Source organism: Pseudomonas sp. 2848 (genome assembly GCF_003253945.1).
Lineage (GTDB): Bacteria > Pseudomonadota > Gammaproteobacteria > Pseudomonadales > Pseudomonadaceae > Aquipseudomonas.
In genome coordinates this window covers 193,086-205,263 of sequence record NZ_QKZD01000005.1, presented here as the reverse complement: position 1 = coordinate 205,263, position 12,178 = coordinate 193,086, and the positions used below count along the sequence as shown (strand labels likewise).

12 protein-coding genes and 1 pseudogene are annotated in these 12,178 nt (G+C 66.0%); 5 read left to right on the top strand and 8 right to left on the bottom strand.

Going from position 1 to position 12,178, the window contains the following annotated elements:
- Window positions 1-11: 11 nt before the first annotated feature.
- The 4 genes from DFS21_RS12095 to DFS21_RS26465 all read left to right on the top strand — a co-directional run bounded on the left by DFS21_RS12095 (window position 12) and on the right by DFS21_RS26465 (window position 2,349).
- On the top strand, window positions 12-557 hold the full coding sequence (locus tag DFS21_RS12095) for a HupE/UreJ family protein (protein ID WP_110699368.1): 546 nt from the start codon (window positions 12-14) through the stop codon (window positions 555-557).
- A complete protein-coding gene (locus DFS21_RS12090) occupies window positions 557-1,231 on the top strand; it encodes an urease accessory protein UreF (RefSeq protein WP_110699366.1) in 675 nt (224 codons plus the stop codon). Before DFS21_RS12095 ends, DFS21_RS12090 begins: the two co-directional genes overlap by 1 nt.
- 11 nt (window positions 1,232-1,242) lie before the next feature.
- Window positions 1,243-1,866 (top strand): urease accessory protein UreG, encoded by a 624-nt coding sequence (gene ureG / locus DFS21_RS12085; protein WP_110699364.1) that lies wholly within the window; start codon window positions 1,243-1,245, stop codon window positions 1,864-1,866.
- Between the two features lie 246 nt (window positions 1,867-2,112).
- Window positions 2,113-2,349: a hypothetical protein gene (locus DFS21_RS26465; protein ID WP_146230415.1), complete on the top strand. Its 237-nt coding sequence runs from the start codon at window positions 2,113-2,115 to the stop codon at window positions 2,347-2,349.
- A gap of 281 nt (window positions 2,350-2,630) precedes the next feature.
- Here the strand turns inward: DFS21_RS26465 and DFS21_RS12080 are convergent, their stop codons facing one another.
- From DFS21_RS12080 to DFS21_RS27265, 7 genes and pseudogenes are all read right to left on the bottom strand, one after another.
- Window positions 2,631-3,242, bottom strand: coding sequence for a cell wall hydrolase (locus tag DFS21_RS12080; protein WP_110699362.1), 612 nt, complete (start codon window positions 3,240-3,242; stop codon window positions 2,631-2,633).
- Between the two features lie 46 nt (window positions 3,243-3,288).
- Window positions 3,289-4,206, bottom strand: coding sequence for an AEC family transporter (locus DFS21_RS12075; RefSeq protein WP_111532376.1), 918 nt, complete (start codon window positions 4,204-4,206; stop codon window positions 3,289-3,291).
- A gap of 131 nt (window positions 4,207-4,337) precedes the next feature.
- Window positions 4,338-5,201, bottom strand: coding sequence for a LysR family transcriptional regulator (locus DFS21_RS12070; RefSeq protein ID WP_094011215.1), 864 nt, complete (start codon window positions 5,199-5,201; stop codon window positions 4,338-4,340).
- A 79-nt stretch (window positions 5,202-5,280) separates the two neighbouring features.
- The gene (locus DFS21_RS12065) at window positions 5,281-6,129 is read right to left on the bottom strand and encodes a proline/glycine betaine ABC transporter permease (protein WP_110699358.1); all 849 of its coding nucleotides are present in this window, start codon (window positions 6,127-6,129) and stop codon (window positions 5,281-5,283) included.
- On the bottom strand, window positions 6,126-7,136 hold the full coding sequence (locus DFS21_RS12060) for an ABC transporter substrate-binding protein (RefSeq protein ID WP_110699356.1): 1,011 nt from the start codon (window positions 7,134-7,136) through the stop codon (window positions 6,126-6,128). The genes DFS21_RS12065 and DFS21_RS12060 overlap by 4 nt, the downstream gene beginning before the upstream one ends.
- A 98-nt stretch (window positions 7,137-7,234) precedes the next feature.
- Window positions 7,235-7,990, bottom strand: a complete 756-nt coding sequence (locus DFS21_RS27270) for a methyl-accepting chemotaxis protein (RefSeq protein WP_371041468.1) — start codon at window positions 7,988-7,990, stop codon at window positions 7,235-7,237.
- Window positions 7,991-8,092: 102 nt separating this feature from the next.
- Window positions 8,093-9,058 (bottom strand): annotated as a pseudogene (locus DFS21_RS27265) (HAMP domain-containing protein); the annotation flags it as partial.
- Between the two features lie 586 nt (window positions 9,059-9,644).
- On the opposite strand from DFS21_RS27265, the gene DFS21_RS12050 reads away from it, so the two are divergent.
- Window positions 9,645-10,964, top strand: a complete 1,320-nt coding sequence (locus tag DFS21_RS12050; protein ID WP_102682302.1) for a Na+/H+ antiporter family protein — start codon at window positions 9,645-9,647, stop codon at window positions 10,962-10,964.
- Between the two features lie 107 nt (window positions 10,965-11,071).
- On the opposite strand, the gene DFS21_RS12045 is transcribed toward DFS21_RS12050, so the two are convergent.
- Window positions 11,072-12,073 (bottom strand): FecR family protein, encoded by a 1,002-nt coding sequence (locus tag DFS21_RS12045; protein WP_110699352.1) that lies wholly within the window; start codon window positions 12,071-12,073, stop codon window positions 11,072-11,074.
- Window positions 12,074-12,178: the final 105 nt, after the last annotated feature.

Genomic DNA, 12,178 nt, shown 5'->3' with positions numbered 1-12,178 from the left:
TGGAGCCCACAATGAAAAAGACGTTCGCCCTGGTACTGCTGATGGTGGCCTTGCCGGCCTTCGCCCATCCCGGCCACGACAGCAACCCGTTGCAGGATGGCCTGCTGCACCCGCTGACCGGCCTCGATCACTTGCTGATGCTGCTCGGCACCGGCGTACTCGCCGCCCTGACCAGGCGCAACCTGACCTTGCCATTGGCGACCCTGGCCGCGATGTTCGGCGGCGCGGTCTGTGGCCATCTGTTCGGCGATGTGGTCGGCATGGAGCAGATGATCCTCGGCTCGCTGCTGGTGGCCGCTGCCGCCATGCTGTTGCCGAGCCGTCAGCTGCTGCTGTCGCTGATCATGCCGGTATTCGCCCTGTTCCACGGTTGGGCCCATGGCGTGGAAGCCACCCCCAGCGCGTTCTGGCAGTTCAGTGCCGGTTTCGTCACGGTCAGCGGCCTGCTGCTGGCGGCGGGCTTTGGCGTCGGTTGCCTGCTGCGGCGCCATGCCGGCCTGCAGAAGGCCTTCGGCGGCGGTTTGCTGGCGGGCGCTGCGCTGGTGCTGGCCGGCTGATGCACAGCGACCTAGCGCTGCTGCGCTTGCTGCAGTTGGCCAGCCCCGGCTTGCCGGTGGGCGGCTTCACCTACTCGCAAGGCCTGGAATGGGCCGTGGAAGCCGGTTGGGTGAAGGACGCCAAAGGCTTCGCCGCCTGGCAGCGCGAGCAGTTGCACGACACCCTCGGCTACCTCGACTGGCCGTTGCTGGCGCGCCTGTACAAGGCCTGCCAGGCGGACGATGCCGACGCCTTCGCGCACTGGAGCCAGTTTCTTTTGGCCAACCGCGAGACCGCCGAACTGCGCCTTGAGGAACGGCAGCGCGGCAGCGCCCTGGCGCGTCTGCTCGATGGCTGGCAACTGGGGCAGGAGCCGGCCTGGCGCGCCAGCCTCGAACTCAGCCAGCTGGGCGGCATGGCCTGGCTCGGGGTGCACTGGTCGATCCCGCTGCGCCAGCTCGCCCTGGGCCATGGCTTCGCCTGGCTCGAAGGCGCGGTGATGGCGGGGGTGAAGCTCGTGCCGTTCGGCCAGCAGGCCGCCCAGACCCTGCTGCGCGACTTGGGCGAGGAACTGCCTGCCGTGCTCGATCATGCCCTGACCCTGGACGACGAACAGCTAGGCGGTGGCCTGCCACTGTTGGCCATCGCTTCGTCGCGCCATGAAACCCAATACACCCGTTTGTTCCGTTCCTGAGGACTGCCACGATGCAAAACTACCAGCAACCCCTGCGTGTCGGCGTCGGCGGCCCGGTCGGCTCCGGCAAGACCGCGCTGCTCGAAGCCCTGTGCAAGGCCATGCGTGATCACTACCAGATCGCCGTGGTGACCAATGACATCTATACCAAGGAAGACCAGCGCATTCTCACCGAAGCCGGGGCCCTGGAGCCTGAGCGTATCGTCGGCGTCGAGACCGGCGGCTGCCCGCACACGGCGATCCGCGAGGACGCCTCGATGAACCTGGCCGCCGTCGAGGCGCTGGCGCGCCAGTTCGGTAACCTCGAGGTGATCTTCGTCGAGAGTGGCGGTGACAACCTCAGCGCCACCTTCAGCCCGGAACTGGCCGACCTGACCATCTATGTGATCGATGTCGCCGAGGGCGAGAAGATCCCGCGCAAGGGCGGGCCGGGCATCACCAAGTCGGACTTCCTGGTGATCAACAAGACTGACCTCGCGCCCTATGTGGGGGCGTCGCTGGAGGTGATGGAGCGCGACACCCGACGCATGCGCCCGGAGCGGCCGTGGACGTTCAGCAACCTGAAGAAGGGCGAGGGGCTGCAGGCAGTGATCGATTTCATCGTCGAGCGCGGAATGCTGGGGGGCAGGCGGTAGAGGTGCAGTAACCATGAGACAGAGCACAGCCCGCGTAGTGCTTCGCCTCACGGCTGCTGGCCCTGTACCTTGGCGCCAACACGTTCTCAAACAGGACTTCCTACAAAGTCAAAGGAGCGCTTTTAAGCGGCGAAGCGGTCTTTTCCTAACGCTGCCTGGCATGGATGACAGATAGAGTCTGGCGGGCTGCAGGAGAAAACGCTTTGCCTGCGCAAATGAAACCAGAAATCACTGAAAGGACACTGTATGAAAAAGGTTGTACTGGCCGCGTTGCTGGCATCTGCAAGCTTGACCCAGATTGCCTATGGCAATGAGCCGGTGAGCTCTCCCAAAGGCGCTTCACCGTTCTTCCAAAGCAGCAATGCGGAAAAGACGCTGCAGGTTGCCGCCACGTTTATCGGTGACATTGGATCGGGCGCATGCCCGGCCGGCACTGCTCGAACTTCAGCCGGTAACTGTCAGCCTCCTATTGAATTCGATTGATGTAGCGCGGGGTAGGCAGCCTGGTGAAATGGCCCTGATCTGCGGCGAATACAGCCGCATGCTCCGTCAGGGCCGATGTTATTGGCCAATGCATTGAAGTCAATTAGAGCCGGTCTCATTTACACCTGTGTCAGCGTGCCATTGATGACCGAGTCCACTGCGGCACCCGAACCCTCGCTCAGCGCTCTCTACCAAGCACATCGCGGCTGGCTCCAGCGACGCCTGGGCGACACCTGGGCGGACCTGGGTGGTATCGGCGACGGTCGGTTTTTGATCTCGGCTTATCGTGCCAATGCCTGGTTCGGCTTGTAGAACAGGAAGTGCGTGGTCTGGGCCGTCTTGCGATAGGCCTTGGCCCAGTCGGGGCGAACACTGCGGTCATGGAAGTACAGGGCGCCGCCGGTAGGGTCCTTGAGCTGCTGGTTAAGTGCCTTGCGGGCGATTTCCTTGGCCACCGCGTAGCGCTGCGCTTCTTCCACCTGATCGGGGCGCCCGTCGCACCACCAGGAGAACTGGCAGCTCTTGCTCTCGACCCCCTGCTTGACCACCGCGCAGATACTGTCGGGGAAGCCCTCGTGGCCAAGGCGATTGAGCACCACGCTGGCCACCGCGCTCATGTCCTCGGCGTCGGCGCCCTTGGCTTCCCAGTAGATGGTGCGGGCCAGGCAGGTGATGCTGTCGTCCATCGGCGCCTGGCCTGCCGGGTCGACGGCCTGGACTTCACCGGGGGTCAGGGTTTCCTGTTTTTTGGGCGGTGGGGCATCCTCGACCACCTTCTCCTCGAGCACTTGCGCCTTGTCTTCGGCAACCGCGGCCTGCTGGCTGTCGGCGGCGGGGAGGGGGCCTGCAAGCAGGGTCAGGGACAGACCGAACAGCATCCACGCAAGGCGCATGATCGAGACTCCGCGAGAGGGCTGTCCACAGTCTAGCCGTTCGGCTTCAATTCAGTGTCAGGCTCAGCACCAGGGGCAGGGTCGCAGCGGCAGCGATGGTCTGCAGGGCGATGATGGTGGCCATCAACGGTGCATTGCCGCCCATCTGCCGGGCCATCACATAGGACGACGACGCGGTGGGCAGGGCCTGGAACAGCACCGCCACCACCGCTGCCTGGCCACCCAGCCCGAGCAACCGGCACAGGCCCCAGGTGGTCACCGGCATGACCAGGAACTTGAATAGCGACGCCGCCAGCACCGGCCTGACCTGCTGGCCCAGGCGCGCCCCGCCGAGCGCCGCGCCGACGCACAGCAAGCCCAGGGGCAGCGCCGCCTGGCCCAGGGCCTTGACCGTGGGCTCCAGGCCGGCCGGCAGGCCGAGGCCGGTTACCCGCAGCAACAGGCCTGCCGCGCAGCCGATGATCAACGGGTTGGCGAAGATCGCCTTGAGCACTGTGGTCGGTGAGCTGTGGCGTGCGCTGAAGCGGGCGAACACCAGTACACAGAGCAGGTTGACCAGCGGCACGATGGCGGCGTTGGCCACCGCCGCCAGGGCGATGCCGGCAGTGCCGTAGAGGCCGGCGGCCAGGGTGGCGCCGATGTAGTTGTTGAAGCGCACGCCACCCTGGAACACCGAGGTGAAGTCGCCGCCGTCATGGCTGGCGACGACCTGGTAGAGCACCAGCAGCAGGGCGCCGAGCAGGGTCGAGAGCATCAGCACGCCGACCATGCCCAGTACCGGCACGCCTTCAAGGTTGGCGGTGGCCAGGCCGTGCAGGAACAACGACGGCAGCAGCACGTAATAGCTCAGGCGTTCGGCGCCGGGCCAGAAGGTTTCGGCGAGAAAGCCACGGACCCGCAGCCAGGTGCCCAGGGCGATGAGCAGGATGATCGGGACGAGAGTAGTGAGCAGCAGGTGGAGCATGGCGGGTGGTCCGTGGCCGGGTACGGGCACAGACTAGCGGAGTTGAGTGAGCAGAAAAAACGGTGTTTTCTTGAGTGACCGTTGAGAAAAAATGCATTGTCTACACCGCTGCGTAGCGCTTTCGCCAGTGTTCAAGCCTCGAGCGCGGTCTTCAACACCGCGCTCAGGTGCCGCCGCTGGCTCTTTTCATGTTCCAGCAGCACCATGCGCCGGGTCAGCTGCGGTTCACCGAAGGGCAGCACGGTGGCAGCGGGCAGCCGTTCCAGGTCGTCATCGCTCATGGGGATGACCGCCACCCCGAGCCCCATGGCCGCCATGCGCGCCAGGGCCTCCTGGCTGTCCAGCTCCATCTGCTCGTTGACCTGCAGGCGCTGACGGCGCAGTTCCTGTTCGATCTGGCGGCCGGCCCAGGCGCGTTTGTCGAAGCGCAGGAACGGCTGGCTGGCGAGCAGCGCAGACAAGCTCTGGCCTGCCAGATCCGGGCTGGCGATGGCCCAGAATCGGTCCTCGAACAGCGGCGTGTACTGCAGGCTTTGCGGGTAGGGGCTGACCGGTTCGGTAGTGATCGCCGCGTCCAGCTCGCCATCTTCGACCCGCCGGGCGAGTTCCGCAGACATGCCCGACACCACGCTGACATGCAGCTCGGGGTGGTGCGCCTTGATCCACACCAGTGCCCTGGGCAGGCGCCGGGCGAGTACGGTGTGGATCGCCCCGATACGCAGGCGACCGCGCAGGCTCGGGCCGCTGGCCAGGGTGTCGGCCAGTTCGTCGTAGGCAGCCAGGATGCCTTCGGCGCGGGCCACCGCCAGCTGCCCGGCCTCGGTCAGCATTACCTGGCGGCGGCTGCGGTCGAACAGGGCGACCTGCAGCTCGTCTTCCAGGGTCTTGATGTGCAGGCTCACCGCCGAGGGCGTCAAGCTCAGCAGGTCGGCGGCGCGGGCGAAGGTGCCATGGCGGGCGATGGTGACCAGGGTGCGCAGGGCTTTGAGGGACACGCAGGGCTCCGGTTCGTGACGTGGCAGGCTTACCCTGTCGAGGGCGTGAGAGCCTGGCTACGATACGCGAATGCGCGCCTCAACGCCCGGGGCGTCCGTATGCCTGGCTGATGCGGTCGATCACCATCGCCAGCGCGACGATCGCCAGGCCCGCCTCGACGCCTTGGCCGACGTTGAGGGTCTGGATACCGGCCAGCACGTCCTCGCCCAGCCCGCGGGCGCCGATCATCGAGGCTACCACCACCATCGACAGGGCCATCATCACCGACTGGTTGAGCCCGGCCATGATGCTTGGCAGGGCCAGCGGCAGGGCGATACGCCGCAGCTGTTGCCAGCGGCTGGCGCCCAGGCCGTGGGCGGCCTGCAGCAGCGACGGGTCGATCTGCGAAAGGCCCAGCTCGGTCAGGCGCACCAGCGGCGGCAGGGCGTAGATCAGCGTGGCGAACACTGCCGGCACCTTGCCCAGGCCGAACAGCATCAGCACCGGGATCAGGTAGACGAAGGCCGGCAGGGTCTGCATCACGTCGAGCACCGGCAGGATCAGGCGCCGGGCCAGGGGCCGGGTGGCCAGCAGGATGCCCAGCGGCACCCCGATCAGCACGCACAGGCCGGTGCTGACCAGCACCAGGGCGAGGGTCTGCAGCAGCTTGTCCCACAGCCCGAGCATGCCAATCAGTGCCAGCAGCAGTGGCAGCATCAACGCCCGGGCCAGGCTGCGGCTGGCATGCCAGGCCAGCAGGCCGACCAGCACCAGCAGCAGCCACCAGGGCAGCAGGCGGAGCAGGTTTTCCAGGCCTAGCAGCAGTTGCAGCAACTGGTCGGAGACGGTGCGCAGATGGTCGCCATAGTGCAGGACCAGCCAGTCGACCAGGCGGTTGACCCAGGCGGCGAAAGAAAATTGCAGGGCTTCGGGAAAACCACCGCTCACAGGCCGGCCTCGACCTTGGCGGCGTTTTCGGCGGGCAGCCAGGCCTTCCACACCGCAGGGTTTGCACGCAGGAAGGCGATTGCCGCGTCGCGGGGTTTCTGCCGGGTTTCGCTCATGTCGGCGAGTGCCTTGTTCAGGGTGTCGATGGGCAGGTCGACTTTCTCGAATACGGCGACCAGTTCCGGGTAGGCGTCACGAAACGCTTTCGATACCCCGATCGAGAGCTTGGCTGGCAACGAACGGCTGCCTTTGGGAGCGGGATTGGCGGGATCTGTGAGGGTGGCCCAGGCGGCTGCATCGAACGGGGGCTCTTCGAGGCGTACCAGGTCGTAGCGGCCCATCAGCGGAGTAGGGCTCCAGTAGTAGAACAGCACGGGCTTGCCGAGCTTGATCTTGGCGGCGATCTCGGCGTCGAGGGCCGCGCCGGTGCCGCTGCGGAAGTTGTTGTACAGCCCGTCCAGGCCATAGGCCTTGAGCTTCTGGCTGTTGACGGTCTCGGAAGTCCAGCCGCTGGGGCTGTTGAGGAAGCGGCCCTTGCCGGGCGCCTCGGGGTCGTCGAATACCTGGGGGTAGCGTTTGAGGTCGTCGACGCTGCGCAAGTCCGGCGCAAGGGGTTCGAGGTTGCGTGCCGGGTCGCCCTTTATGATGTAGGCCGGTACCCACCAGCCTTCCTCCGCGTTCTTCACCGTGTCGCCCAGGGCGAACACCTGGCCGGCCTGCTCGGCCTTGACCCAGGCGGGGCTGCGCCCGGCCCATTCCTCGGCGATCACTTGCAGATCGTTGCGCGCCAGGGCCACTTCCATGCTGACGGTGCTGCCGGGGAGGGTGTCGGTGGGGTAGCCGTAACCGCGTTCGACGATCAGGCGCAGGATTTCGGTGGTCAGGGCACCGCTTTCCCAGCCGATGGCGCCGAAGTGGATGGGTTGCTTGGCCGCAGCGGCGGAGTCGGTGCTGGCCAGGCCGAAGGCAAGGAGCAGGCTGGCCAGCAGGGTAGGAACTTTCTTCATCGGGGCCTCGTCGGTGCCGGTCCGTGGGTTCCGGCAAAAGTGTAGACGACGAGGCTTTTCAGCCGAGACCACCTGCAAGCGGCCCCGGCGTTTGGCAGTTAAACGCGGAACTGATCCATCAACCCCTGCTGCTGGTTGGCCAGGCTGTTGAGCGACTGGCTGACCCGCGCCGATTCGTTGGCCTGGCCGCTCAGCGACTCGGTCACGTCACGGATGGTGGCGACGTTGCTGTTGATCTCTTCGGCCACCGCGCTCTGCTCTTCGGCGGCGCTGGCGATCTGCAGGTTCATGTCGGTGATCACGGTCACCGCCTGGCCGATGCGCTGCAGCGCGGTGACGGCCTGGCCGACCTGCTCCACGCCGCCCTGGGCCTGGCGATGGCTGCTGTCCATGGCGCCGACCACTTCCTGGGTGCCGGCCTGCAGGGCCTCGATCACCTGGCGGGTTTCCTCCACCGACTCCTGGGTACGGCGCGCCAGGTTGCGCACTTCGTCGGCGACCACGGCGAAGCCGCGGCCAGCCTCGCCGGCACGGGCCGCCTCGATCGCGGCGTTGAGCGCCAGCAGGTTGGTTTGCTCGGCGATCGAGCGGATGACCTCGAGCACCGAACCGATCTTCTCGCTGTTGCGCGCCAGACCTTCGACCTGGGCCATGGCGCCGCTCATGTCGGCGGCCAGGGTGTCGATGCTGGTGGTGGTGCGGTCGATCACCGCCAAGCCTTCGCGGGTGGCCTGGTCGGCTTCACGCGCGGCCTGGGCGGCCTGGGCCGCGCTGCGGGCGACATCCTGGGCAGTGGCGCTCATTTCGTGGGAAGCGGTGGCCACCTGGTCGACCTGGCGGTACTGCTGCTCCATGCCGGCGCTGGTCTCGGCGGCGATGGCCGCGGACTGGTCGGCGGTGCCGCGGGCGGCCTGGACCGAGCGCTTGACCTCGGCGATGGTCGGCTGCAGCTTGTCGAGGAAGCGGTTGAACCAGCCGGCCAGCTCGCCCAGTTCATCCTGCTTGTCGTATTGCAGGCGGCGGGTCAGGTCGCCTTCGCCGCTGGCGATGTCCTTGAGCATGGCGGCCACGCCAAGGATCGGCCGGGTCACGCCGCGGGCCATCAGCCACACCAGCAGCAGGCCGGCGATGGCGGCGGCCAGGCCCAGGCCCAGTTCGAGCAGGGTGCCGCTGTTGTTGAGGGCGTCGAGTTCTACCTTGAGCGCCTCGGCCGGCCCGGTCAGGGCACTTTCCGGCACATCCAGCAGCACGCCCCAGGGCTTGCCGCCGGGGATCGGCTCGAAGGCGGCCAGTACTTTCAGGCGCTGCTGATCGTGGAGGATCTGCAATTTGCCTTCGGCAAGCTTGCGCACCAGTTCCGCGCCCTGGGTCCGGTCGACCTGGTCGAAGCGCTGGGCCAGCTTGCCGGCATCGGCGCTGTAACCGGCCAGCAGGCCCACGGGGCTGAGGATGCCGACGGTGGTCTGGCCTTCGTAAAGGCTGCGGCTGGCGGTCTGGCTCAAAGCCTGCAAACTGTTGAGGTTGATGTCGATGGACAGGGTGGCGATGACCTTGTCTGCGGCCTTGAGCGGGAAGACGATGCTGGTCATCAGCACCTGCTGGCCGTCGATGTCATAGAAGTACGGCTCGACCACGCACACGGTGCCGGTGCTGCGCGGGCACACCCACCAGGTGTTGGCCGGCTGGCCACTGGGGCCGATCTCGGTGTTGGCCATGTCGTGCTCGGGCAGCGCCATCGAGGTCAGCTGGCCGACCCGCGGCTGCGACCAGTACAGGGCGAAGCGCCCGGTCTCGTTGCTGCCCAATTCGCCCTGGCCGGCGAACAGCTTGTCCTTGCCATCCAGCGCGCCCGGTTCGAACACCAGCGACAGGCCGAGCAGGTCGGGGTTGGCCTGCAGCGCGGCACGCACCTGGGCAGTCATGTCCTGGCGCAGGTCGTAGGCGTCGAGGAAGCGCTTTTCCGCCTGCTCACGCAGGAACAGCACCTGGCGGGCGAAACCGGCGCCGTACTGGTAGGCGTCCATGAACTGACGACGGATGTTCAGGGCCTGGACCTCGCCCTGGGACTCGATGCGCGACTGGGCCGAGTCGGAGAGCATGCGCATGCTGCTGGCTTTCACCAGGTCCGAACTGTGGTCCATGCGGTACAGCGAAAGGCCGACGAGCAGGGTGACGATTGCCGCCAGGCACAGGCCCGCCAGCAGGGTGATCTTCCATTGGATGGAGAGTTGTCGCAGCAAAGGCATGGGGAAAATCCCTTGTAATAGGTTTGATGCTGCCGACTGTGTCGGCCTGCTCGGATTTTTCTTTATTCAAACGTTCAATTAAACCCTGCGACTTTCGTCTATTCCCTACAAAGGGCCGCGGCGCAGACGCTTTTGACTTCTGCCGGTCTGTGCTTCAGAGTGTGCGCCCTTCATAACAACATCCCCTGGTCCGGCCACTGCCTGCGCGCAGTCTGTCGCCGGAATGCCCGCTTTTTGTCTGTCGTAACGAGGTTTGCACACCATGAATGCAGTGATTGCCGCGGTCGGGCTCATGCTGATCCTGAGCCTGTCCCGTGTGCATGTGGTCATCGCCCTGATCATCGGCGCCCTGGCCGGAGGCCTGGTCGGTGGGCTGGGTATCGAGGGCACGCTCAAGGCCTTCAATGGTGGCCTGGGTGGCGGTGCCACGGTGGCGTTGTCGTATGCGTTGCTCGGCGCCTTCGCGGTGGCCATCGCCAAGTCGGGCCTGGCCCATGCCCTGGCCGATCGGGCGCTGGCGATGATCGATCGCCAGGGCCATGCCGACGGTGGCAAGATCAAGTGGCTGCTGATCGGCCTGATGCTGGTGGTGGCGGTGTCGTCGCAGAACATCCTGCCGATCCACATCGCCTTCATCCCGTTGCTGGTGCCGCCGCTGCTGTACGTGCTGACCCGCCTGCGCATCGACCGCCGGCTGATTGCCTGCGTGATCACCTTCGGCCTGATCACCCCTTACATGTTCCTGCCGGTCGGTTTCGGCAACATCTTCCTCAACGAGATCCTGCTGGCCAACGTCGCCCGCGCCGGTGTCGACGTGAGCGGGGTCAATGTCACCCACGCCATGGCCATTCCCGCTGCGGGCATGCTCGCCGGCCTGTTGCTGGCGGTGTGCTTCAGCTACCGCAAGAAACGTGATTACGACCTGGCGCGGATCGAGCAGGTCGAGCAGGTCAGCGTGCAGTACAACCCGGTGACCCTGCTGGTGGCCGGGGTGGCGATCGCCGCGGCGTTCATCATCCAGCTGTGGCTGGACTCGATGATCATCGGCGCGATGGTCGGTTTCCTGATCTTCTCGCTGTCGGGCATCGTGCGCTGGAAGGACACCGACGACCTGTTCACCGAAGGCATGAAGATGATGGCGATGATCGGCTTCATAATGATCGCTGCCTCTGGCTTCGCCGAAGTGATGAAGGCCACCGGCGAGGTGAAGAGCCTGGTTGAGACCTCGGCGCAGTGGATCGACCACAGCAAGGGCATTGGTGCCTTGCTGATGCTGCTGGTGGGGCTGCTGGTGACCATGGGCATCGGCTCGTCGTTTTCCACCGTGCCGATCCTGGCGGCGATCTTCGTGCCGCTGTGCGTGCAACTGGGCTTCGATCCGCTGGCCACCGTGTGCATCGTCGGTACTGCCGGTGCACTAGGTGATGCCGGTTCGCCGGCTTCGGACTCGACCCTGGGGCCGACCTCCGGGCTGAACGTGGATGGCCAGCACCACCATATCTGGGACACCGTGGTGCCGACGTTCCTCCACTACAACCTGCCGCTGCTGGCGTTTGGCTGGTTGGCGGCGATGACGCTCTGATTCCGAGGGGCCAGCGTGGGAGCGGGCTAGCCCCGCGATCACGGCGCAGCCGGTGCCATATGACGCATCGCTCCCACGCGCCCCAGGAGAGCACAGGCCGCCTCTGATCAGCCGCGGGTCGGCGCCGGCACGATACGGTTGAGGACGGTGCTGCCGTCCTTGCTGCGGGTCAGGTATACCGGCAGCACCTTGGGCAGCGTGTCTACCAGGCGTTCCACCTCGCGGGTGCTGTAGATGCCACTGATGCGAATGTTGGCGGTGCTGTCGTCGGCCAGGATGAGCGGTTTGTCCAGGTAACGGTTGATCACCGGCAGCGCCTGGCCGAGGCTGAGGTTGTCCAGCACCAGCCTGCCGCTGCGCCAGGCCAGGCTGTTGGCGTAGTCGTCGCTCTGGTTCAGTTCGGGTTCGAAATCGCCCTTGTGGTAGCTGGCCTGCATGCCCGGGCCAAGGCGATAGCCGCCGGAGCCGCCGCCGCTGCTGACCAGCACCGAACCTTCCACCAGCGTCACCTTGACCTGGTCCTTGTACTTCCACACGTTGAACTGGGTGCCGGTGACCCGGGTCTGGCCGTTGGCGGCGTGGACGATGAACGGGTGGCTGCTGTCGTGGGCGACCTTGAAGAACGCCTCGCCCTGGATCAGGGTGACCCGGCGCTCATCCTTGAAGTTCAGGAAGCGCAGCTCGCTGTTGAGGTTCAGCTCGACGCTGCTGCCGTCGCCCAGGCGTACCTGACGCAGGTGGTCGGTGGCTTCGAAATGCTGGTAGCCGTTGGGCAGCCAGCCCTGTTCCCAGCCGAGCCAGCCTGCCAGCGGCAGGGCGAGCAGGGTGATGGCCGCGGCGGAGGCGAACGGGCGCCAGTGGCGCGTCGCCGCCGGGCGCCGCACGGGCAGCGGGATTACCTGGGCGGTGCGCGGCAGCAGGTCGGCGGTGTCCCAAATTTCCAGCATCGCCTGGTATTCCTCGGCATGCCGCGGGTCGGCAGCCAACCATTGGCCGAACGCCTCACGCTCGGCCGCCGTGCAATCGTCGGCGTGCAGGCGCATGCACCAATGCGCGGCGGCATCGGTGATTGCATCGTCTTCGCTTGGAATGTGGCGGTCCTGATTCATCGCGGCTCCCGGTTTTGCGGCATTCTACCCCCGGGCGGGGGATTCCGAGAACGAGTTAATGGCGAATGACTTTCAATTGTGCGGTTTTTCGTCGTATCTGCGGTT

Bases quoted from the DNA above. Each gene is read 5' to 3' on its own strand.
- DFS21_RS27270 (WP_371041468.1), bottom strand. From the start codon at position 7,990: ATGGAGCAGCAGTACCGCCAGGTCGACCAGGTGGCCACCGCTTCCCAC.
- DFS21_RS26465 (WP_146230415.1), top strand. From the start codon at position 2,113: ATGAAAAAGGTTGTACTGGCCGCGTTGCTGGCATCTGCAAGCTTGACC.
- DFS21_RS12080 (WP_110699362.1), bottom strand. From the start codon at position 3,242: ATGCGCCTTGCGTGGATGCTGTTCGGTCTGTCCCTGACCCTGCTTGCA.
- ureG (WP_110699364.1), top strand. From the start codon at position 1,243: ATGCAAAACTACCAGCAACCCCTGCGTGTCGGCGTCGGCGGCCCGGTC.
- DFS21_RS12060 (WP_110699356.1), bottom strand. From the start codon at position 7,136: ATGAAGAAAGTTCCTACCCTGCTGGCCAGCCTGCTCCTTGCCTTCGGC.
- DFS21_RS12095 (WP_110699368.1), top strand. From the start codon at position 12: ATGAAAAAGACGTTCGCCCTGGTACTGCTGATGGTGGCCTTGCCGGCC.
- DFS21_RS12045 (WP_110699352.1), bottom strand. From the start codon at position 12,073: ATGAATCAGGACCGCCACATTCCAAGCGAAGACGATGCAATCACCGAT.
- DFS21_RS12090 (WP_110699366.1), top strand. From the start codon at position 557: ATGCACAGCGACCTAGCGCTGCTGCGCTTGCTGCAGTTGGCCAGCCCC.
- DFS21_RS12050 (WP_102682302.1), top strand. From the start codon at position 9,645: ATGAATGCAGTGATTGCCGCGGTCGGGCTCATGCTGATCCTGAGCCTG.
- DFS21_RS12075 (WP_111532376.1), bottom strand. From the start codon at position 4,206: ATGCTCCACCTGCTGCTCACTACTCTCGTCCCGATCATCCTGCTCATC.